General features: G+C 68.2%; 17 protein-coding genes. 12 read left to right on the plus strand and 5 right to left on the minus strand.

Annotated features, from left to right (window positions below; genetic code table 11):
• Positions 1-2: 2 nt before the first annotated feature.
• Positions 3-425, minus strand: coding sequence for a hypothetical protein (locus DXZ73_RS02395; protein ID WP_116209385.1), 423 nt, complete (start codon positions 423-425; stop codon positions 3-5).
• Positions 426-1,022: 597 nt separating this feature from the next.
• Here DXZ73_RS02395 and DXZ73_RS02400 point away from each other — a divergent pair.
• The 7 genes from DXZ73_RS02400 to DXZ73_RS02430 all read left to right on the plus strand — a co-directional run bounded on the left by DXZ73_RS02400 (position 1,023) and on the right by DXZ73_RS02430 (position 11,215).
• Positions 1,023-3,680 carry an aldehyde dehydrogenase family protein gene (locus DXZ73_RS02400; protein ID WP_116209386.1) on the plus strand — a complete coding sequence of 886 codons (2,658 nt, stop codon included), beginning with the start codon at positions 1,023-1,025 and terminating at the stop codon, positions 3,678-3,680.
• A 5-nt stretch (positions 3,681-3,685) separates the two neighbouring features.
• A complete protein-coding gene (locus DXZ73_RS02405; RefSeq protein ID WP_116215369.1) occupies positions 3,686-5,374 on the plus strand; it encodes a thiamine pyrophosphate-binding protein in 1,689 nt (562 codons plus the stop codon).
• On the plus strand, positions 5,371-6,633 hold the full coding sequence (fabF, locus tag DXZ73_RS02410) for a beta-ketoacyl-ACP synthase II (RefSeq protein ID WP_240351096.1): 1,263 nt from the start codon (positions 5,371-5,373) through the stop codon (positions 6,631-6,633). Before DXZ73_RS02405 ends, fabF begins: the two co-directional genes overlap by 4 nt.
• Before the next feature lie 10 nt (positions 6,634-6,643).
• A complete protein-coding gene (locus DXZ73_RS02415; RefSeq protein ID WP_205519086.1) occupies positions 6,644-8,614 on the plus strand; it encodes a condensation domain-containing protein in 1,971 nt (656 codons plus the stop codon).
• Positions 8,611-9,858, plus strand: coding sequence for an aminotransferase class I/II-fold pyridoxal phosphate-dependent enzyme (locus tag DXZ73_RS02420; protein ID WP_116209389.1), 1,248 nt, complete (start codon positions 8,611-8,613; stop codon positions 9,856-9,858). The genes DXZ73_RS02415 and DXZ73_RS02420 overlap by 4 nt, the downstream gene beginning before the upstream one ends.
• 138 nt (positions 9,859-9,996) lie before the next feature.
• The gene (locus DXZ73_RS02425; protein ID WP_116209390.1) at positions 9,997-10,239 is read left to right on the plus strand and encodes an acyl carrier protein; all 243 of its coding nucleotides are present in this window, start codon (positions 9,997-9,999) and stop codon (positions 10,237-10,239) included.
• A 214-nt stretch (positions 10,240-10,453) separates the two neighbouring features.
• Complete coding sequence (locus DXZ73_RS02430; RefSeq protein WP_116209391.1) at positions 10,454-11,215, plus strand: SDR family NAD(P)-dependent oxidoreductase; 762 nt, start codon at positions 10,454-10,456, stop codon at positions 11,213-11,215.
• On the opposite strand, the gene DXZ73_RS02435 is transcribed toward DXZ73_RS02430, so the two are convergent.
• Positions 11,169-11,399, minus strand: a complete 231-nt coding sequence (locus tag DXZ73_RS02435; protein ID WP_116209392.1) for an SDR family NAD(P)-dependent oxidoreductase — start codon at positions 11,397-11,399, stop codon at positions 11,169-11,171. The genes DXZ73_RS02430 and DXZ73_RS02435 overlap by 47 nt on opposite strands.
• 218 nt (positions 11,400-11,617) lie before the next feature.
• Here DXZ73_RS02435 and DXZ73_RS02440 point away from each other — a divergent pair, with 218 nt between their 5' ends.
• Entirely contained in the window at positions 11,618-12,871 is a 1,254-nt protein-coding gene (locus DXZ73_RS02440; protein ID WP_116209393.1) for an MFS transporter, read from the plus strand.
• A 208-nt stretch (positions 12,872-13,079) separates the two neighbouring features.
• Here the strand turns inward: DXZ73_RS02440 and DXZ73_RS02445 are convergent, their stop codons facing one another.
• A complete protein-coding gene (locus tag DXZ73_RS02445; protein ID WP_116209394.1) occupies positions 13,080-13,871 on the minus strand; it encodes a hypothetical protein in 792 nt (263 codons plus the stop codon).
• Positions 13,872-14,047: 176 nt separating this feature from the next.
• On the opposite strand from DXZ73_RS02445, the gene DXZ73_RS02450 reads away from it, so the two are divergent.
• The 4 genes from DXZ73_RS02450 to DXZ73_RS02465 all read left to right on the plus strand — a co-directional run bounded on the left by DXZ73_RS02450 (position 14,048) and on the right by DXZ73_RS02465 (position 16,351).
• Positions 14,048-14,299, plus strand: coding sequence for a hypothetical protein (locus DXZ73_RS02450; protein ID WP_162889977.1), 252 nt, complete (start codon positions 14,048-14,050; stop codon positions 14,297-14,299).
• A gap of 193 nt (positions 14,300-14,492) precedes the next feature.
• Positions 14,493-14,924, plus strand: a complete 432-nt coding sequence (locus DXZ73_RS02455; RefSeq protein ID WP_116209396.1) for a MarR family winged helix-turn-helix transcriptional regulator — start codon at positions 14,493-14,495, stop codon at positions 14,922-14,924.
• Entirely contained in the window at positions 14,924-15,364 is a 441-nt protein-coding gene (locus tag DXZ73_RS02460; protein WP_205519088.1) for a hypothetical protein, read from the plus strand. Before DXZ73_RS02455 ends, DXZ73_RS02460 begins: the two co-directional genes overlap by 1 nt.
• 204 nt (positions 15,365-15,568) lie before the next feature.
• A complete protein-coding gene (locus tag DXZ73_RS02465; protein WP_162889978.1) occupies positions 15,569-16,351 on the plus strand; it encodes a hypothetical protein in 783 nt (260 codons plus the stop codon).
• 150 nt (positions 16,352-16,501) lie between these two features.
• On the opposite strand, the gene DXZ73_RS02470 is transcribed toward DXZ73_RS02465, so the two are convergent.
• The gene (locus tag DXZ73_RS02470; RefSeq protein WP_116209398.1) at positions 16,502-17,494 is read right to left on the minus strand and encodes a 3-oxoacyl-ACP synthase III family protein; all 993 of its coding nucleotides are present in this window, start codon (positions 17,492-17,494) and stop codon (positions 16,502-16,504) included.
• Between the two features lie 416 nt (positions 17,495-17,910).
• Positions 17,911-18,309 (minus strand): ACT domain-containing protein, encoded by a 399-nt coding sequence (locus tag DXZ73_RS02480; protein ID WP_116209399.1) that lies wholly within the window; start codon positions 18,307-18,309, stop codon positions 17,911-17,913.
• Between the last annotated feature and the right edge of the window lie 199 nt (positions 18,310-18,508).

The raw sequence follows: 18,508 nt of genomic DNA on the forward strand, positions 1-18,508 counted from the left end.
GCTCAGCGCATCCAGCCAGGTGTTTCGACACCCGTGAAGTCATTCCAGGCACGGCAGTGGGCACGGGACTTCGGGCCCACGTCCGCCCAGATGGAGCGGAGGTCAAACCCCTTGTCCCAGGCGTTCAGAAGTGCCTCGAAGAACCCGGTAGCAACAGCCGTCCCGTCTTCATCACTGCCCTCCGCCTGAATCAGCTCCAAGAGTCGGAGCACCCGCCGGCTCTGCTCCGGAGTGAACTCGGCCGACTGTTCACCAAAGACCCTCCCGAGAGTTCCCAGCCGAACCGTCAGCGGCGGAACGTCATCCTCGTCCTCCTCAACGATGTTCGCCGCAGGGCCTCGCCAGCCCTCGACCTCGGCGCAGTCGGCACCCGACAGAACCTCGCTGACACCGACCAGTTCCTCCCACCACGGCGGGGTCGCCACCTGTGACCTCCCTATATCTGTACTGATTCAGGTCACAGGATCCCTCACCGTCCGAATCGGACCCTCAGCAACACCCCCTGTCGCCCGCCGACACGATCCGCCGGACACACTCTGGTGACGGAGGCGGCGAAGCCGGATCCGGCCAGAAGGTCGCGGCGGTTCACGGAGCTTCAGAACATCGTGGCGACACGGACGGCGTCGGTGGAGCCTCGCGGGAAATCCAACCCCACGCCCACGTCGATATCCCGCGGCGGCACCAGTTCCGGACAGAAGTTGAGTACGAATGCCTGCACTTGGTGGAGCACAAGATCCGTACTCGACCGGGGGCGACGTTCGATTGTACGCGGACAACAACCTCGTCACGAATTCACCGATCAGAACTGGCCACTCGTCACATATCTCTTCCGTCACTGCATACTCAACGACCCCACACATGTCACGGAGTGTCGTTGCCGTACTCGACACCGTTCTACAGGTATGGGATAGTCGTTTAGATGTATCGTGTTAAACAGAAGCAGATGCTATCGCGGGATTTCGGGTTTACAAACGTGTACGTCCAGGAAGTTGAAGACACCCCCTGGCATTAAGGAGCACGAGTTGCCCATTTCCAGGCGCTTAATCTCGCCCGAGGGGCACATCTGGGAGACAGAAGAAATAGCGGCCCGCATATTCGGTGCCACCGAACTTCTTGCACACCGCGGCATCGAATCCGGTTCGCGGGTGATGATGAGCGGGGCCAATTCCCCGGAATGGGTCGTTGACTTGCTCGCGCTCATTCACCTCGACGCTTCGGTGGTCTTGGCCGATCATCGAGCCACCCCGTCACAGCGATCGCAGATCCGCGCTCGGGCGCGCGTGGTGCTCGAAATCAGCGACGGTACGGGCGACACCGCGGCGCCACGGCCCTCCTCGAACACGGCGGCCGTGCCCGATGTGGCGGCCTGGGCACGGCGCCAGGACGCCGCGATCTCGTGGTCGTCGGGTACGACAGGCAGCCCCAAAGGCATTGTTCGCTCCGGTCGTTCGATTCTGGACAACCTCGCACTCAGCGCGGAACGAATGGGGTACCGGCCTGACGACGTCTTCCTGCCCGTCCTGCCGTACTCCCACCAATATGGTCTGTCGCTGGTCCTCTGCTGGTGGCTGGGCGGAGGCACGCTTGTGGTCTACGGGCCGACCACGCGCCTGGACCGTGCGCTTGCGGTCGGCGTGGACCACGGCCTCTCCATCGTGGACGGGGCCCCGTCGACCTATTACGGCCTGCTGAACTTGCTCGACCGTCGTCCCGCTCTCGCAGACGCGCTGGAGACGGTACGAGCCTGGTGCGTGGGCGGCGCGCCGCTGGGGCGCAACCTGGCAGCCCGGTTCCACGCCCGCACAGGCCGGCACTTGCTCGACGGCTACGGGGCGACCGAGGTGGGAAACATCGCGCTGGCGTCCCATGCCGATCCGGTCGGGTGCGGCACGCCGCTGCCCGGCGTGGTCGTCGAAGTCCACGACGACCACGGCAGGCCGCTTCCCAACGGCCGACTCGGCGAGCTCGTCGTACGCAGCGACGGCATGATGACCGGCCATCTGGGCGATGACGGTGAGATTGTTCCGGTTTCGGGCCCCGTTCACCGCACCGGCGACATCGGCCTGCTCGACGACGCCGGCCGCGTCTTCCCGGTCGGGCGCAAGCACGCCGTGCACCGTGACGGCCACACGCTCTACCCCGACCACCTCGCCGAGCGGGCCGAGTCGGCCGGCGCACAGACGGAGGTCGTCGCCGTCCCCGACGAACGTCTGGGCTGTCGCCTGGTGTTCGTGATCGCGGACCCGGACGATCACGAGCCTGCGCACTGGAAACGGATACTGCGCTCTGTGCTCGCCCGCTATGAGCAGCCCGACCACATTGTCGTGCTTCCCACGTTGCCTCTCACCAGCACCGGAAAGCCCAACCTGGCCGTTCTGGAGAAGATCGCCATGACCGCGCTGCCCGCGTCGCAGAACACGAACACCGACGCAACCGCATCCGGCTCGACCGTCAGTGCGACCGACTACCGCATTCCCTTCGCCAACCGCGTCGATGCCCTGCGCGCAGTGCGCCGGTATGTGGCCGACAACGAAGACGCGGTGACGGGGATTCTGACCGAAATCTCTCCCCATCACACCGCCAGTGCGGAGATACGTTCGTTCCTCACCACCCTCGACGGAGCGGAGGAGGAGATCCGCCGGGTCCGGCCCGGCCGCGTGCCTCTGGCCGCCGTCTTCATGCCCTCCAACATCCCGCTGTATTCCTACGCGCTTTACACGCTCGTGGCGTCCCTCTACAGCGACAGCATCACCTTTCGCCCGTCCTCCGAGATAAAAAGCCAGATGCAACGCTTGCACGCCCTGCTGGCGCCGGTTCACGGCTTACCCATCAAGCTTTCCGAACTCAGCCAGCGCAAGTTCGTGACGGGACCGGTACGCGAGGCGGACCTCATCGTCTTCACCGGCAATTACCTCAATGCCGAGACCATCCGCGAAGGGCTGTCGGAAGACCAACTCTTCCTCTTCTTCGGTTGCGGAATCAACCCCTTCGTGATCGCACCCGACGCCGACCTTACGCGCGCCGCACACGATGTCACGAGGATCCGGCTCTACAATTCGGGCCAAGACTGTTTCGGTCCCGACGTCGTGTTCGTACCGCAGGGCCGCACCGAGGAATTCATCGACCTGTTGTCCGCCAAACTGGCTTCGCTGCGTTTCGGGCAGAATAACGACCCTGCCGTCGACTACGGTCCGATCTACTACGCCTCGGCGCTGGTGAACTGCTCGGACTACCTGGTGCGTCATGTGAGTCGCATCCGCCACGGCGGGCGCATCGACCTGCCGGCCCGCAGGATCGAGCCGACCGTGCTGCTGTGGGACTTCGACGACAAAATCCCCCTTGACGAGATGTTCGCCCCGGTGTTCAACGTCGTGGCCTATCCCAGTGCGAGGCGGTTGCGTGAACGGTTGTCAAACCCCTACTTCAGCGAACGCGCGCTGGGAGCGATGGTCTACGGAAACGATCCGGAGACGGTGAACGTTCTGTCCAAGCGTCACCAAACCTGTGTCAACCACACACTGCTCGACGCCGAGGACGGCAACCGCCCGTTCGGCGGATTCGGGATGATGGCGAACTACATCTCCTACGGCGGCGAACGGCACGCCGAACCACTGCTCATGTCGCAGGCCGTGGCGCAGAATCTCCCGACGGCTGCTCCTGTCGCGGTGGGTGGGAAGTGACCCCGGTGAGCAAACGGTATGCCGACGCGTGGTCCGCGATCGTCGACTTGCTGGTGGCGAACGATGTGGACACCTGCTTCGGGCTACCCGGCGATGATCTGGAGTTGCTTCGCGCCCTCGACGCCGCCGGCCTGGACCTCGTGCCGTGCCGTGACCAGCGCAACGCGATGTACATGGCGACCGGCTACGCACTGCAGTCAGGCCGACTCGCCGTATGCGCACTGGGCAAAGGGCCGGCTGTCACGCACGCGGCCACGGGGCTGCTCGAGGCACGGGAATCCGGTGCACCGGTCCTCGTTCTCGCCGCCGGCGTGCCCGAACGGCGCCGGGGCAGCGGCGGATTCCAGGAACTCGACCAGGTCGCCGTGACAGCGCCCCTCGTGCGGTGGGCACACCGGGTGGGGCATCCGGACCGGGTCGTCCCCGCGACGGTGACGGCGCTGACCCGAGCTGTGGGGCCGCCGCCCGGACCCGTGTACCTGGAAATACCCGATGACGTCCGCACGGCGGAGATCCTCGTCACCGGACCGCAGCCAACTCTGCCCGAACCACTGGTCCTTGAGTCCGTCCCCGTGACACCGGGACCGGCACTGGCGGCGATCCGCGCGAGCCGGCGTCCGGTGGTGCTGGTGGGCGGCGGAATGCGGCACCGCAACGCTGATGGTGTGGTCGAGCGCTTCGCCGAACGCGTCGGCGCGGCGCTCTTCACCACCGCGTCCGGCCGCGGTGCCGTCGACGAGCGCCACCCGCTGTTCTGCGGCCTGGCAGGCCTCTACGCCGCGGCCCCCGCCCGTGAGCTGTGGTCATCCTGTGACCTGGTGGTGTCGCTCGCCGGGCGACTCGAGGAGACAGCCGTCGAAGGCGGAACTCCGTGGCCCCCGGTCGCGGTGGTGCAGGTCAACATCGATCCGGGCGGGCTGTCGGCCGAGTTCTCGGGCCCGCGCGTGCTCGGGGACGCCCGGCACGCCGTGCTCGGCTGGTCGCGGGCGCTGGATGAAGACTGCGAGGCCGAGCACGCAGACGCGACCGAGGTGTGGGCGAACAAGATCGCCATCGCCCGTAAGGCCATGTCGCTCGAGGTGGAAGCGGAATTGGCCCGCGCGGCGACGCTGCCGGGGATCCGCATCGCCGAGCTGCTCGCCGCGCTCGACGCCACCGCCGGCGAGCCCCGCGTGCTGGTCCAGGAGAACGGGCTGCAGGACATGTGGTCCTACTGCTTCCCCTTCCACGTCGGTGGCGGGTCCATCGTGCCGTCGGAACAAACCCCCTTGGGCTTCGGAGCGGCCGCGGCCATCGGGGTCAAGCGGGCCGCCCCGGACCACGAGGTCACCGCGTTCATCGGGGACGGAGCATTCCTCGCGGCCCGCGCGGACATCGCCGTCACCGCCCCGGCCCACGGCGGCGTTCTGTACGTGGTGCTGTGCAACGGCGGCTACGGCTGGCTGGACGCCCAACGCGCCCGCCTCGGCCTCGACGCCGAACGCCACCCCTTCACCCGCCCGGGCGCGCCGCCGCCCGTAGTGGACGGGTCGGACATCCGCTACCGGGTGCTGCGCGACAAGGCCGCGCTGACCAATGAGGTTCTTGCCGCACGACGGTTCTGCTCACAGGGAGGCACAGCCGTGCTCATGGTGCCGGTCGCCCCCGACGACATCGCCCCGCCCCTCCGCGACGCCGGGGTGGTCCCCCAGTGACAGATGCACGAGAGCGAGAGGACGCCAGGCGCAGGGTGATGGTCACCGGGTACGGGGCGGTAACGCCGCTGGGCCACAGTGTCGACGAGACATGGACGGCGATGCTGGCCGGGCGCAGCGGCATCGACACCGTGGACGCGATCGACGTGACCGATCTCGGAGTCCGGATCGGCGGCCAGGTCCGCGGATTCACACCCAGCCGCTACATGCCCCCGATGGTCAGCCGTCGCGCCGACCCGTACGCGCAGTACGCCCTCGCCGCGGCACTGGAGGCTTGCGAGCACGCCGGACTCGTCGTTGACGACCGCCTGGCGCCGCGGGTCGCCGTGATCATCGGAAGTGGCTACGGCCCGGTGGGGTCGATCTACCGCGCCGCGAACACGCTGCGCGATAAAGGGCCACGGGCCATCAGCCCGTTCACCCAGGTCACGACCGCCATGGACAGCGCTGCCGGCGAGATCAGCATGCGTCTCGGCACACAGGGGCCCAGCCGTGCCCAGAGCACGGCGTGCGCCAGCGGCGCCGACGCGGTGGGCGCGGGGATGCGCATGATCAGCAATGGGGAGGCCGACATCGTCCTCGCCGGCGGCGCCGACGCCTGCGTCACCGCCGTCGACCTCGCAGGCAGCGGCAACGCCCGCGCGCTGTCCAAACGCAACGACGATCCGACCGCGGCGTGCCGGCCGTTCGATGTGCATCGCGACGGGTTCGTGATGAGTGAGGGAGCCGCCGTGATGGTGTTGGAGGCCGCCGAGGTGGCCGACAGGCGAGGGGCGACGGCCCTGGCCGAACTCACGGGATACGGAGCGAGTTCCGACGCCCATCACTGGACCGCCCCGCACCCGGAGGGACGGGGCGCGTGCCTTGCCGTCGAGGCAGCGCTGCGCGACGCGGGGATAACAGGGGCGGACGTGGACTACATCAACGCGCACGGCACCGGAACGCTGCTGAACGACGCCATCGAGACGGCCGTCCTGCACAAGGTGCTGGGTGATCGTGTCACCCGGATCCCCGTCAGCTCCACCAAGTCGATGACCGGGCACATGATCGGTGCCGCCGGAGCGGTGGAGCTCGTGGCTTCGATCCAGGTCCTCCGCACGGGAGACGTCCCGCCGACCATCAACTGCGACGAGCCGATCGACCCGGACATCAACTTCGTACCGCACCGGACGCAGCACCACGAGCGTATACGGATCGCTCTGAGCAACTCGTTCGGCTTCGGCGGCCACAATGCCGCTCTCGTGGTCCGAGCAGTATGAGGTCCCGGCCGTGAATCACCTTCCGGAACCGACCCCGAGCCCCACCACCGTCACCCGCAGCGGGCCGCTGACCTGGGTCCAGCAGTGGCACTGGTTCGAACGCACCATTCCCTCACCACGGCGGGTGAACCCGACGCCGCTCGCCGACCACTGCCACGTCCCGCCCCCGGCAACCGTCGCCGACATTCACGTGGCGCTCGCGTCCCTCACCGCCCGCCACGAGGCGCTGCGCACCACTGTCGACCCGCTCCACCCGATACAACACGTCCACCGCGCGGACTGGGCCCCGCTGCCGGTCGACTACGTCGACGTCCCCGCCACCGATGCCGACACCCTGGAGGCTGCCACAGCAGCGCTGGCCGCCCGCCCGATCGATCCCGAGCGAAATCCGCCCTGGCTCGCCAGGGTTCTGATCGAGGCAGGAAAGCCGCGTGCGGTCCTGATGGCCGCCCACCATGTTGTGATCGACGGATGGGGGCTGGCGGTACTGATCAACCAACTGCACTATCAACTGCGCGGCGACGACGCACCGGCGGAGGCATCCGTGCACCCGCTCGACATGGTCGCCGCCCAGCCCCCGGAACGCGCCCGCGCAGCGGAGCGTGAGTGGCTCATGCGCCTCGCGAGCAACCCGACCGGCGTACTGGCCCCGTTCGGCGGGACCGACAACGGCGAGGGGCGCCACCGCCTCCAGCACCGCTCGGCGGACGCGTACGACGACCTCGACCGCGTCGCCCGGCGTTATCGGGTCAGCCCGGAGGTCGCTGTGCTCGCGGCGCTGGCCCACGACGTCGCCACCCGCACCGGCGAACACCGATTCCTCGCGTCAGTGGTGGTCTCCAACCGGGCCCGGGCCGTTCTGCAAAGCAGCATCGGCGTCCGGGCCCTGACGGTTCCGGTACAGATCGATCTCCGCCCGGGCGCGGCGTTCGGCGAGGTGGTCGCCTCGGTCGCCGCCGCCTCCGCCGCCGCCTACCGGCACGGGCAGTGGCGCCCCGCGGAGCTGGTCGCCGCCCAGGCGCGCATGGACCGTCGCCGCGGTGTCGTGACCGTACCCACCATCGAGTACAACTGCTACTCGTGGCCACGCGACTACCTGGTCCCCGCGCAGAACACTCCCCCGGACGGGTCCGCCACCTGGATCAGCAGCGCGCCCGACGAGCCCTGCGACACGCTCTACGTCGACCTCAGCCGCGACGCGGGGGTCGTCACCCTCGATGTCACCGTCGGGGATCACCTGCTCGACGCCGGGCAGGCCGCGGCATTGCCCGTCCGTTTGTGCGGTCTCCTGCGCGCGCTCGCCGACGGCGCCGAGTGCCCGGTTCCAGCACGCTCGCTCGCACCGGCCGCCTCCGGATGGTGGCGCGCCCCGCAGGGATGGGTGTGCTTGACCAAGGTCGAAGACGTGTTACGCGGCCATCCCGGCGTGCTCGACGTGACGGTGGCGCCCAGCGGGGACGCCGCAGGGGAAGGCGACGAACCACACCTTGTCGCGCACGCCCGCGTCGCCCCTGATGTCACCCCCGACGACTTGCACCGCCACGTCCTGGACCACCTCGGCGAAGTGCCCGGTGTCCTGACCCCGGGCCGCTACGTCCTGTCCCCGGCCGGCCTCGAATCCGGCCGTCTGTCCGACCGGTCCCGCACCACCACCGGCGGCACGGGAACCCTGCGGGTCCCATCGCGCCCGCCCGCGACGGACGCCGAACGGGCTCTGGCCGCCGCCGTGGCCGCTGTCGGACCCGGCGGTCCGCCGACCGGCTCCTTCGACAGCCCTGACGCTGTGGACATGAACCGGTGCCTCGCCGACCACGGAGTCACCCTGATCGCCATCCCTCGTCTACTGGCGCTGCTCCACCGGTCCGGCTTCACCGGGATCGCGTCGGACGAACTGGCCGGAACGGCCTCGCTCGGCCACCTTGCCGCAGCCCTGGAGCCCTTACCGCCCCGCGCCCACCGTGGAGGAGACACCTCACCATGACCGCGTCCCACACCCCTGCGCCGCCCGTGGACCGTCTGGCCCCGTGGGCCTTCGCCGCTTTCGTCGAGGCGAACACTCACGACACGGCGTACCGCCCGCCGGTGGTGGACGGTCCCGTCGGGCCGACCATCGTCCGCGACGGCCGCGAGCTGGTGAACTTCGCCAGCATCAGCTTTCTCGATCTGGAGCGCCACATTCCGGTACGACGTCATTTCGCAGAGGGGGCGCGCGCCCACGGCTTGAGCACCAGTGGATCCAGGATGACCCAGGGGATTTGCCGCCCGCACCAAGTGCTGGAGGAGACGATCGCCCGCCACACCGGCAAGGAGCGAGCCATCAGCTTCGCCACGGGGCTACTGGCCAACATCGGGTTCGTCCACGCCATGAGCAATTCCGCGCGCTTCGACGCCGGGATCGAGGTGCGTAATCGCGACACGGTTTTCGTAGTCGACCGTGACGTCCACTGGAGTATCTGGAAGGGCCTCGAGGGGCTTTGTTACGGCCGCAAGGTCCACGCGTTCCGGCATAACGACGTCTCCGACCTGGCACGCGTCCTGGACCGGGTCCGGGCCCGTAAGACCGTGGTGATCGCCGAGAGCATCTATTCGGCCGACGGCACCATGGGGCCGATCGTGGAGATTCTCGATGAGTGCGACCGTCACGGCGCCATCAGCATGATCGACGACGCGAACGGCTTCATGGTCTACGGGCCCGAGAACCGTCCGTACGCCCGGGAGGCGGCTGCGATCCGGGAGCGGGCCGACTTCGTCATGGTGTCACTGTCGAAAGCCATCGGTCTGGAAGGCGGCGCGATCGCCGGTCCGGCGGTGGCCATCGACGCCTTCGAACTGCTCTCCGGCACCTCGATGTTCACGGCCGCCATCCAGCCACCCACCGCTTACACCGCCGAGCGCACGATCGACGCCCTCGCCTGCAATCCGGCGATCGTCGACGACTACTTGGCTCATGCCGCCCGCCTTCGCCGACAGATGCACGAGGCCGACACGCCGACGACGCCGACCGAGTCGTACATGCTCTCGGTGCCGATCGGGAACGACGCCGCCGCCCTGCAGATGCGGGAGTGGTTCGTCGAGGACGGCTACCTCGTACCCGTCTTCTCCTACCCGGCCGTCTCACGCAACCAGGCGCTACTGCGCCTGTTCCCGCACGCGGGCCACACCGAGGAGCAGATGGACGGCTTCCTGCGCACCCTCCTCACCTATCGACGGCGCCTCGGGATCTGACATCCCCACCGAGGCTCGCCACACCGACCGATGACCGACCGGCATGACCGACCGAGCCGGCCCACTGACCCCGGTAGGCATCCTCGCGGAACACGCGCGGTGGCCGACTCACGCCAACTCCCAATAAGGAGAAACCCCGTGGCAAGCAACACCGACATCCTCAACGCCCTTGCCAAGATTGTCGAAGAGGTCACCGGCGTCGACTCCGCCGAGGTGACCACCGAGAAGTCTTTCACCGACGATCTCGACATCGACTCCCTGTCGATGGTGGAGATCACCGTGGCGGTCGAGGACAGGTTCGAGGCGAAGATCCCCGACGACCGGGTCGCGGAGTTGACAACCGTCGGCGACATAGTGAGCTACATCGCCAACCACCGGTGACTGCTGCCGGATCGCCCAGCCGTGGCACTGCTCGGCTCGTGCCGGCCGTCGTCGGCTGGTCACCTGTCCTCGCCGTCCGCGAAGCACGATGCGCGGGGCGCATAAGTGATCAACGGGGGCTCGATCAGTCACAGGACCGTTCCCCCGCACCGAACAAGACTCACTTCGGGAGATACACCGTGCCCAGAATCGCTCCCCGTAGGGTCGGGCGGCCATGAGCGTCCTCGATCGCTTCCGGCTCGACGGCCGCGTCGCCGTGGTCACCGGCGCCTCCTCCGGTCTGGGTATCGCCTTCGCCACCGCGATAGCCGAGGCCGGCGCCGATGTCGTGCTCGGGGCACGGCGCGCCGAAAGACTGGAGGCTACGCGCACGGCCGTCGAGAAGCTCGGCCGCCGTGCCGTCGCCGTGCGTACCGACGTTGCCAAGCCGGAGGACTGCCGCGCGCTGGTCGACGCGGCTGTGCACGCATTCGGGCGGGTGGACATTCTTGTCAACAACGCCGGAATCAGCAGTGAACAACCCGCGACGGAGGAGACACCGGAGCAGTTCCGCGAGGTCATCGACATCAATCTCAACGGCTCCTATTGGATGGCCCAAGCCGCGGGCGCGGTGATGCTGCCCGGCAGTGCCATCGTCAACGTCTCGAGCATCCTCGCGCTGGTCACGGGCGGCCTGCCGCAGGCCGCCTACTCCGCGTCGAAGGCCGGGCTCCTCGGGCTCACCCGCGACCTCGCTCAGCAGTGGACCCCCAGCAAGGGCATCCGCGTGAACGCCCTCGCGCCGGGCCTTTTCACCTCCGCGATGACCGACGGCTACGCCGAGGGCTACCTCGAGGCGATGATGCCGCGGGTGCTCTCAGGCCGCATCGGGCAACCCGAGGAGCTCGCTGCGGCTTTGGTCTTCCTCGTCTCCGACGCGGCGTCCTACATCACCGGCACCACCCTGACGGTCGACGGGGGCACGCACATCGCATAGTGACACGCAGCGAGCGGAGGTGTTCATGTTGATGATCAGTGAGCAATGCGGTCACGTCCGTCTCGGTGCAACCGGGCGCAACCACGGTGGCGGTGACATTGCGAGTACCGAACTCGTGGGTCAGCGTGCGAGCGAGCCCGACAAGTCCGGTCTTGGATGCCGCGTAGTTGGCCTGGCCACTCATGCCGACATTGACGATACCGAACCCTGCCGATCCCAGCTGTCCCTCAACGGCGCAGAAGGCGCGCTCACTTCATCGGTGCTGCGGACGTGCACCGCATCACCGGGCTCGGGCTCGCAGGCGTTGCAACTGCTCAACGCGATCACCCGTCCGTGTTCCAGGGGGCAGGACCCAGGAGGCGTCGGCCGCGGGCAGATCCTCGGCGCCCTGGGGAGCCGGCGATGACGACGGAACCGACGGCCCGTTCCCTTCCGCGCGAACCGCTCGGCGATCCGCATCTGCGCCGCCTGATCGTGGGCCAAGGGTTGGCGGCCGTGGTCGATGCGCTGTTCCTGATATGGCTCACGCTCTTCGTGCTCGAGCTGTCGGAACCCGGGATCGCAGGGTTCGTTCTCGTGGCCGCGGCGCTGCCGCGAGCGGCGCTCCTGCTTCCTGCGGGAGTACTGGTCGACCGCCTCGGTCCCGCACGTGTCGCGGCCAGCGCCTCCTGGCTCCGGGTCGCCGTCCTGCTCGCCCTCGGCGCCCTGGTCACATTCACCTCACCATCGGTGACGACGGTCGCGCTGCTCGCCGGGCTGCTCGGCGCCGCCGACGCCGCATACTTCCCGGCGGCTCTGGCGTTGCTGCCCGCCGTCGTGCCGGCCGAGAAGCTCCCCCGGGTCAACGCGCTGGTGCAGGGCGCGGAATCGGGGGGCGATCTGGTCGGCCCGGCGGTGGCCGCCGGAGTCATCGCCGCAGTCGGCTTCGACGCGACGCTCGGTGGGATCGCGGCGATGTCCGCGTTGGCCGCCGTCGCCCTCAGCGCGCCCATCCGCGTCGTACGACGTGGCGAAGGTGCCGGGGACGACGCCGGTCCGGACGCCATCGACGGTGAGCAGCTCAGCAGTGCGCGTGCCCTCGGCGCGGGCTTGACATACGCCTGGCATGACCCGCTGGTGCGAGGGATGCTGGCAGCCATCGCCCTGATCAACATTGCGGTCGTGGGCCCCGTGCTCGTGGGCGGCGCGGTGCTCGCCGATCAACGCCTCGGTGGCGCGGGATCTCTGGGCATCGTGCTCTCCGGTTTCGGTGCCGGCTCACTGGCCGGCTCACTCATGGCCGGCTGGCGGCCGCCCGCCCGGCGCGGCTGGACCGTGGTCGGCGGGGTCGCGGCGATCGGCGCAGGCACGGCCGGACTCGCCGCCGTCACCCATGTCATCGCCGCAACTGCGGTCGTCTCACTCATCGGCCTCGGGTCCGCGTTTCTCGGAGTGGTCGTCGTGGCCACTCTGCAGGAGCGAGTGCCCAAGCAACTGCTGGGCCGAGTGATGAGCCTCGTCGTGCTGGCCACGTTGGCGCTCGATCCGTTCTCCTACGTGGTCGCCGGCGTCATGCTCCCATACGGCACGACGACGCTGTTTCTGACCTGTGGCAGCGCCGTCTTGGCGTGCGCCGGCCTGGTCGCCGCGAGCCCAGCGATCCGCTCCCTGCGTTGACCGCGTCGATCATCTGCCGACCACCGGGACTGGCAAAGGGGCTCTTCGAACTTGGCCGGAGGAAGAGCCACGGGTGGCGCGCTGGAAGATACCGAGCGCAGTCAGCACTCGCGGCCGACTACCTCGCGCTGCTTCTCCAGCGCCTGCGCCGCTTCCTGCGCATTGAGCGCGGCCTCCATCGGCCGAGCTGTGCCCCTGCTCGGAACGCTCACCGGCCTCGAAGGTCCAGCTGCTTGCCCACGTCATGCCGGGCGAACGCTTCAGTAAGGCGGGGGACGAGGCCCCGGGGCGCGATTGCATATCCGGTTTCTACGTCCCGTACGACGCGGCCGACGACGCCCCGGAGGATGTCGTAGGTCTCCCGCCACCGCGGGTCCTTGGCCACTTTCGCCAGCACATGGTCGAAAGCCAGGAAACCTGCTTCAACTCCCGCCGTCCGGCCGTTACGGCCAGGCCGAGAGTATGTCGAGTACCGATTCCACCGCTGAGCCGCCGCTGCCTTCGGACCGTTTTCCGCCCGAACCGAGGGCCGCTTTTCCTCCCGTACTGAGGGCCACCGCCAGGCATAGCCGAGGGCCGCCTCGACGGGGAGGACCTTGGAGGCGCTCCGCCACGTGGCCGGGGCGACGTGCCCGCCTCCGGGAGAGACAAGGAGCTTACCGAGACGGTCCTTGTCCCGCATGAGGCAGCTCTGCGTCTCGTCGTAGGGGACGAGACGGTACGTCCGGCCGCCGTCGGGGAACCGCACTGTGTACGTGCGGCGGTTCACGTACCCCCTGCCCAAGGTCGGCGACCCACCCTCGCCGTCGAGGGTGAGGGTGAGCGCGTCAGGGTCACTGGTGCCTATAGGAGGCCATGCCGTGGGCTCTTTGCCGGGATCGCGGCGCAGCATCGTCCGGGGCAGCCAGCCACCGTTGACTTCAACGAAGCCCTCGGCGGTGTCCAGGGTGATGGTGATTTCCCCGAAGGCGAGGTCCTCGACGACGGTGACCCGGCCCATGGGTGCTCCTTCGCGTGCAGTGCGGCTGCCGAGGGTGGTCAGGCGCTCTCAATGATCATGGATATTCTCACGAACGGAACACACCCCTTATCCGGCCGCTTCCGGAGATCGTCCAGGCCCAGCGCGACCACCACCGCCTGGCCTGCGAACACAGCTGGCAGACCGCTGTGCTCGCCATGCGCCAAGCTGCCGACTGGTGCTGGCGATGGTGGGACAGCCGGAGGTTCCGGAAACAGCGCGACCGCGGACTGCGGCACTTCATCCTGTCAGGAGCTGGCACCTACCGCGAAGACCCCCACCTCATCGCCGACGCCTACCCCGACATCGTGGCTCTGAGCGCTCTCCTGGCCTCGCCCGAGCTCCGCAACCTCCCCTTCACCGGCAGCCCTCAGGACTTCGGCCGATTCATCCGCGACGTCCGAACATGAACCGCACCCGGCCCACCGATACGAGGGCACCGGTGTCGCGGACCCGCTCGTCCGCTGGATCGAGGAAGAGCGCTACTACCGCGCCCTGCCCAACCGCCCCTTCCCGATGCCGACGACGTGGGGAGCGATTGAGGTCGGCCGCAGCCGGGGTCCGACTTGCAGCAGGTCGTACGAATTCGTATAATCCCAAATCGTGAAGTTCGAATCCGTGCCATCTGAATGGTCGGCCCTGCTCGCGCTGCAGCGGGCTACCCACGCCACCCTGCAAGTACTCGCCGCGGAGCTCGTCGACCTGGACCTGACCCCCTCCGAGATCAACGCGCTGGCCAATCTTGCCGACGGCCAGGGCCGGACCGTCTCCGAGCTCGGCGCGGCCGTGGGCACCCGCCCCACCACGCTGACCAGCGTGCTGGACCGCCTGGAACGACGCGGCCACATCACCCGCGGCACCCGCCCGGGAGACCGCCGCGCGGTGCTCATCGAACTCACCGCCTCCGGCCGCGTGGCCGCCGCCACGATCCGCCAGGCCATCACCGACCTGGAGCGCCGCGCACTCCACGGCCTGCCGACCGACGCAATCGCCTGCCTGCGCGCTGCGCTGCAAGCCCTGACCGAGGTGTCCTGATGACCGCCCAGCCCGCTGACTTCAACACGCTGATGGCCGAAGTGACCGCGGCCTCGGGGATGTTCGGCCACCGAGAGCACGTACAACTGACGTGGCTGGCCGTGCGACGGTTCGGCATGCCCGCAGCGGTCGGCCTGGTCAGCGACGGCATCCAGCGCACCGCCCGCTACGCGGGCGCACCCCAGAAGTACCACGCGACCGTCAGCCGGGCCTGGGTGGAACTGATAGCCCACCACGCGGCCGAACACGGCGACGACGACTTCACCGCGTTCGCCGACAACCACCCCGTCCTGCTCGACAAGCGCCTTCTGACCCGGTTCTACCGTCCTGCGACGCTGGCCGGCTCACAGGCAAGGACTGGCTGGGTTGAGCCCGACCTCATCCCGTTCCCATGGGAGGACACCGATCGGCGGCAACCCCGGGAGGAACAGGTGCGGTGACCGCAACTGGGCAACGGCCGCACAGGTTCAGCAGGTTGTGAAGACTGGCTGGGCCCGTGCGGTCTGTTCCCGTCCTGCCCTGATTGGGCCTCTCTCGAGCAATCTCGGCGAGTTGATCGAAAAACTGGCGCCCAGATGGGAGTCCGGCACCAACGTGCAGGTCCGCTGGCCACAGGCCGGGGCGCCCCGGCTGTAAGGCTGGAGATGCGACGCAAGGTCTATGCACCGCTGCGGAGGGCGGGCCTGGAGGTGCTCGAAGGAGGGGCTCCGGAGACTCCGTTGCCGGCGTTCGCGGTGGGCGCGGCAATCAGCTGCAGCCCCGAGACGGGCCGACGGGACGCCTACTTCGACTACGACTCCCCGAACCTCGTCGAGCGCGCCAACCACGCATGGTACGAGCTGGCGACATCCTCTGGCCTGTTCGGCACCGACCGCGAGTTCCTGCTCGCCCTGCCCGCCAACCGCTACAGCGCGAAGGCAGCCTCCCGACACCGGCGTTCCCTCTGGCGCCGAGTCCGCCTGCTCGACAACTGGGACGTCATGGGCGCCGCATGCGCGATCCGCCTGGGGATGAGCGAGCACGGCTACCCTGAGCACTTGCTCGGCTCACGCGCCGGACGAACGGAGTTCGCGATGCTCTCCCTGGACAGCACCGCCGTCGTGCTCGGGACGACCTGGGAGGCAGGCATCAGCTCCCTCGCGGTGCCCAACCCGGGCGATACGGAGCCAGTACAGCGCATGCTCGACTGGGCGGCGACCAGAGTTGGGGGCCCCGCGAAGAGTGGTCCATGGGGGCACCCCGCATGGAGCGGGAGGAAGCGCTCGCATGGCTGCGGCGCGACGAGCCGACCATGGCACATCAGGCCGGAGAAGCCGTCGTGTCTAGAACCCGACCGGCAACATCAACTGAGACTCCGCCGAAGACGCGTCTCATCCGACCTCGCATCACCGCTGTTCACAGGCTCGGCTACCGGCAAGATCGGCTGAGGCGGGACCGCATCGGTCAGCCCGTCATCCGATGGGCCGCTTTTGTTCCGGTTCGATCGCGTGTGTCGTCCGCAGCCTGCGACCGCAGGGGTGTCTGTGTCGAGGATCTGATGCGGTGTGGCCCAGCGGTGCCGGTGCGGGCATGCGGTTCTACAGAATGGCGGCGATGGCTCCGCAGGAGAAGCCGACACCAAAGGACAAGAGCAGGGCCCGAGTGCCCGGCTGCAGGGTGCCTTCTTCCCGGGCCATGGCGAGGGTGGCCAGGACGTTGGCGGGGCCGAGGTTGCCGATGTCGGCACACGGGTTGGGGACGATGTCCATGCTGATCTTGCAGGCCTTCATGACGATCTGCAGGAACCGGGTGTTGGGCTGGTGGACGAAGACCGCGTCGAGGTCATCGGTGGTCCAGCCGGCCTGGGTGAGGACAGTGTGCACGACCGGGGGGACGAGCCTGCGGGAGGCCTGGACGATCTCGGTGCCCTGCATCGTGTAGTAGCCGATGCTGACCTCGAAGCCCTCGTCGGACCTGCGGTTGGAGTGGACGGGCTGGGTGCCGAGTTCCCAGTGCTGCGGGTGGGTCTCCCAGTGGCTGCCGCGCACGTCCAGCCGCGTCCCATGGTACGCGTCGCGGGAAAGGACGACGGCTGCGGCGCCGGCCCCGAAGAGGCCGGCCAGGCTGAGGTCCTCGTGGCTCGAGAGGTTGACCGCGTCCTGGCCGGCCACGACGATCGCACGCTCGCAGCGGCCCGCCTCCAGCATGGTGATCGCCGTCTCCAGCGCGGGGATCACCTCGGCACACGAGCCGTCCACACTCATCGTTTTCGCGCACCGGATGCCTGCGCGCTCGGCCAGCAGGACCGCCTGGGAGGGAACCAGATACGTGGGGATGCCGACCTGGGGGAAGATCAGCAGGGTCTCGCTGCCGATCTCCTGCGGGGCAACCCCCGCATCCGCGCAGGCCTTGCCGATCGCGTCAGCCGCCAGGGAAAGCAGGCTCTCGCCCTCGGCGTAGACGCGCCGCTGCCGCGTACCGGTCCGGCGCACGAACCAGTCAGGCTCCAGGCCGTGGGAAAGGGCCAGCTTGGTGCTGTCGACTATGTCCGACCCGAGCGCATAGCCCGTACCAGCAATCCCGACCGCCATGAAGTGCCTCCTTGAAATGTCGGATGACCGAGAAATCGGAGATGATCATCGCGAAGGAATCCTGACGGAGCAACAGGACGTACCTTTTCTGGCCACTGCCGAAGGTCAGATAGTCCCCGCCCCGGCCTGGCTGTGGCACGACGCCGGTTGTCACGCAAGAACCAGACACGGCTGACAGGCGATCCACTCCGCAGGCTGCCGCCCACGACCAGCGTGAGCACCCCGAGAACTGGGGCCGTCCGCCGAAGTTCGACAAGGCCGACTACCGCGAGCGGCATGCCGTCGAGTGCGGCATCAACTGCCTCAAGAGACACCGGACGGTCGCCACCCGATACGAGAAACTCGCCGTCCGATACAAAACGACCGTTCTCGTCTCAGCTATCAACGAATGGCTGTGGCCAGGCCGGTTGCCGAGGTCAGACGGACCGTTGCGTGAGGTCTTCCAGCAACACGACTGCCTCGGCCGCGCGCTCATAGGGAATGAAAAGGTGGTCGTGATGGAAACCGGCCACGACGTTGCAGCTCAGGCCCGCCGCAGCGAGCTCCTGCGCAACAGCGGCAGTGAGTCCGACGGCATCCAGGGAGGAATGGACGCGCAGCGTGATCCAGGCCGCCACGTAGTCATAAGCGAGCCCTGCCGCATCGGCGTCCTCAAGCCGCAGGACCAAAGTCAGACCCTCCTGCTCGGCGACCGTGACGACGGGCGTGAGACCTGGCGGGATACCGGCCTCGACGACGGTGAACACATAGCGGCCCGGCCTCAGCTCCGGGCTCATACCACTCAGCAGCTTCTGCAGGTCCGTCTCACCACTCATAACGACGATCCTACGCAAACCAGGAATATGAAACCTCCCTCACCTCCCGCTCGGCTCTTCGACCGGGGCGCGGGCTGCCCGTGCCGCCGTGTCCAGTGCGACGTGGGGTCGGAAGCCGGCACGCTGGTGAAGCAGGCATCACGTACTCGTAGCGGTGTACGCCGACCAGGTCTGGCACAGCGTGCCGATCGGTGTGCCT

This window comes from Streptoverticillium olivoreticuli subsp. olivoreticuli, assembly GCF_003391135.1.
In the GTDB taxonomy this organism is placed as follows: Bacteria; Actinomycetota; Actinomycetes; order Streptomycetales; family Streptomycetaceae; genus Streptomyces; species Streptomyces blastmyceticus.

Bases quoted from the DNA above. Each gene is read 5' to 3' on its own strand.
- DXZ73_RS02440 (WP_116209393.1), top strand. From the start codon at position 11,618: ATGACGACGGAACCGACGGCCCGTTCCCTTCCGCGCGAACCGCTCGGC.
- DXZ73_RS02465 (WP_162889978.1), top strand. From the start codon at position 15,569: ATGCGACGCAAGGTCTATGCACCGCTGCGGAGGGCGGGCCTGGAGGTG.
- DXZ73_RS02435 (WP_116209392.1), bottom strand. From the start codon at position 11,399: ATGAGTGGCCAGGCCAACTACGCGGCATCCAAGACCGGACTTGTCGGG.
- DXZ73_RS02420 (WP_116209389.1), top strand. From the start codon at position 8,611: ATGACCGCGTCCCACACCCCTGCGCCGCCCGTGGACCGTCTGGCCCCG.
- DXZ73_RS02460 (WP_205519088.1), top strand. From the start codon at position 14,924: ATGACCGCCCAGCCCGCTGACTTCAACACGCTGATGGCCGAAGTGACC.
- DXZ73_RS02445 (WP_116209394.1), bottom strand. From the start codon at position 13,871: ATGGGCCGGGTCACCGTCGTCGAGGACCTCGCCTTCGGGGAAATCACC.
- DXZ73_RS02470 (WP_116209398.1), bottom strand. From the start codon at position 17,494: ATGGCGGTCGGGATTGCTGGTACGGGCTATGCGCTCGGGTCGGACATA.
- DXZ73_RS02480 (WP_116209399.1), bottom strand. From the start codon at position 18,309: ATGAGTGGTGAGACGGACCTGCAGAAGCTGCTGAGTGGTATGAGCCCG.
- DXZ73_RS02430 (WP_116209391.1), top strand. From the start codon at position 10,454: ATGAGCGTCCTCGATCGCTTCCGGCTCGACGGCCGCGTCGCCGTGGTC.
- DXZ73_RS02450 (WP_162889977.1), top strand. From the start codon at position 14,048: ATGCGCCAAGCTGCCGACTGGTGCTGGCGATGGTGGGACAGCCGGAGG.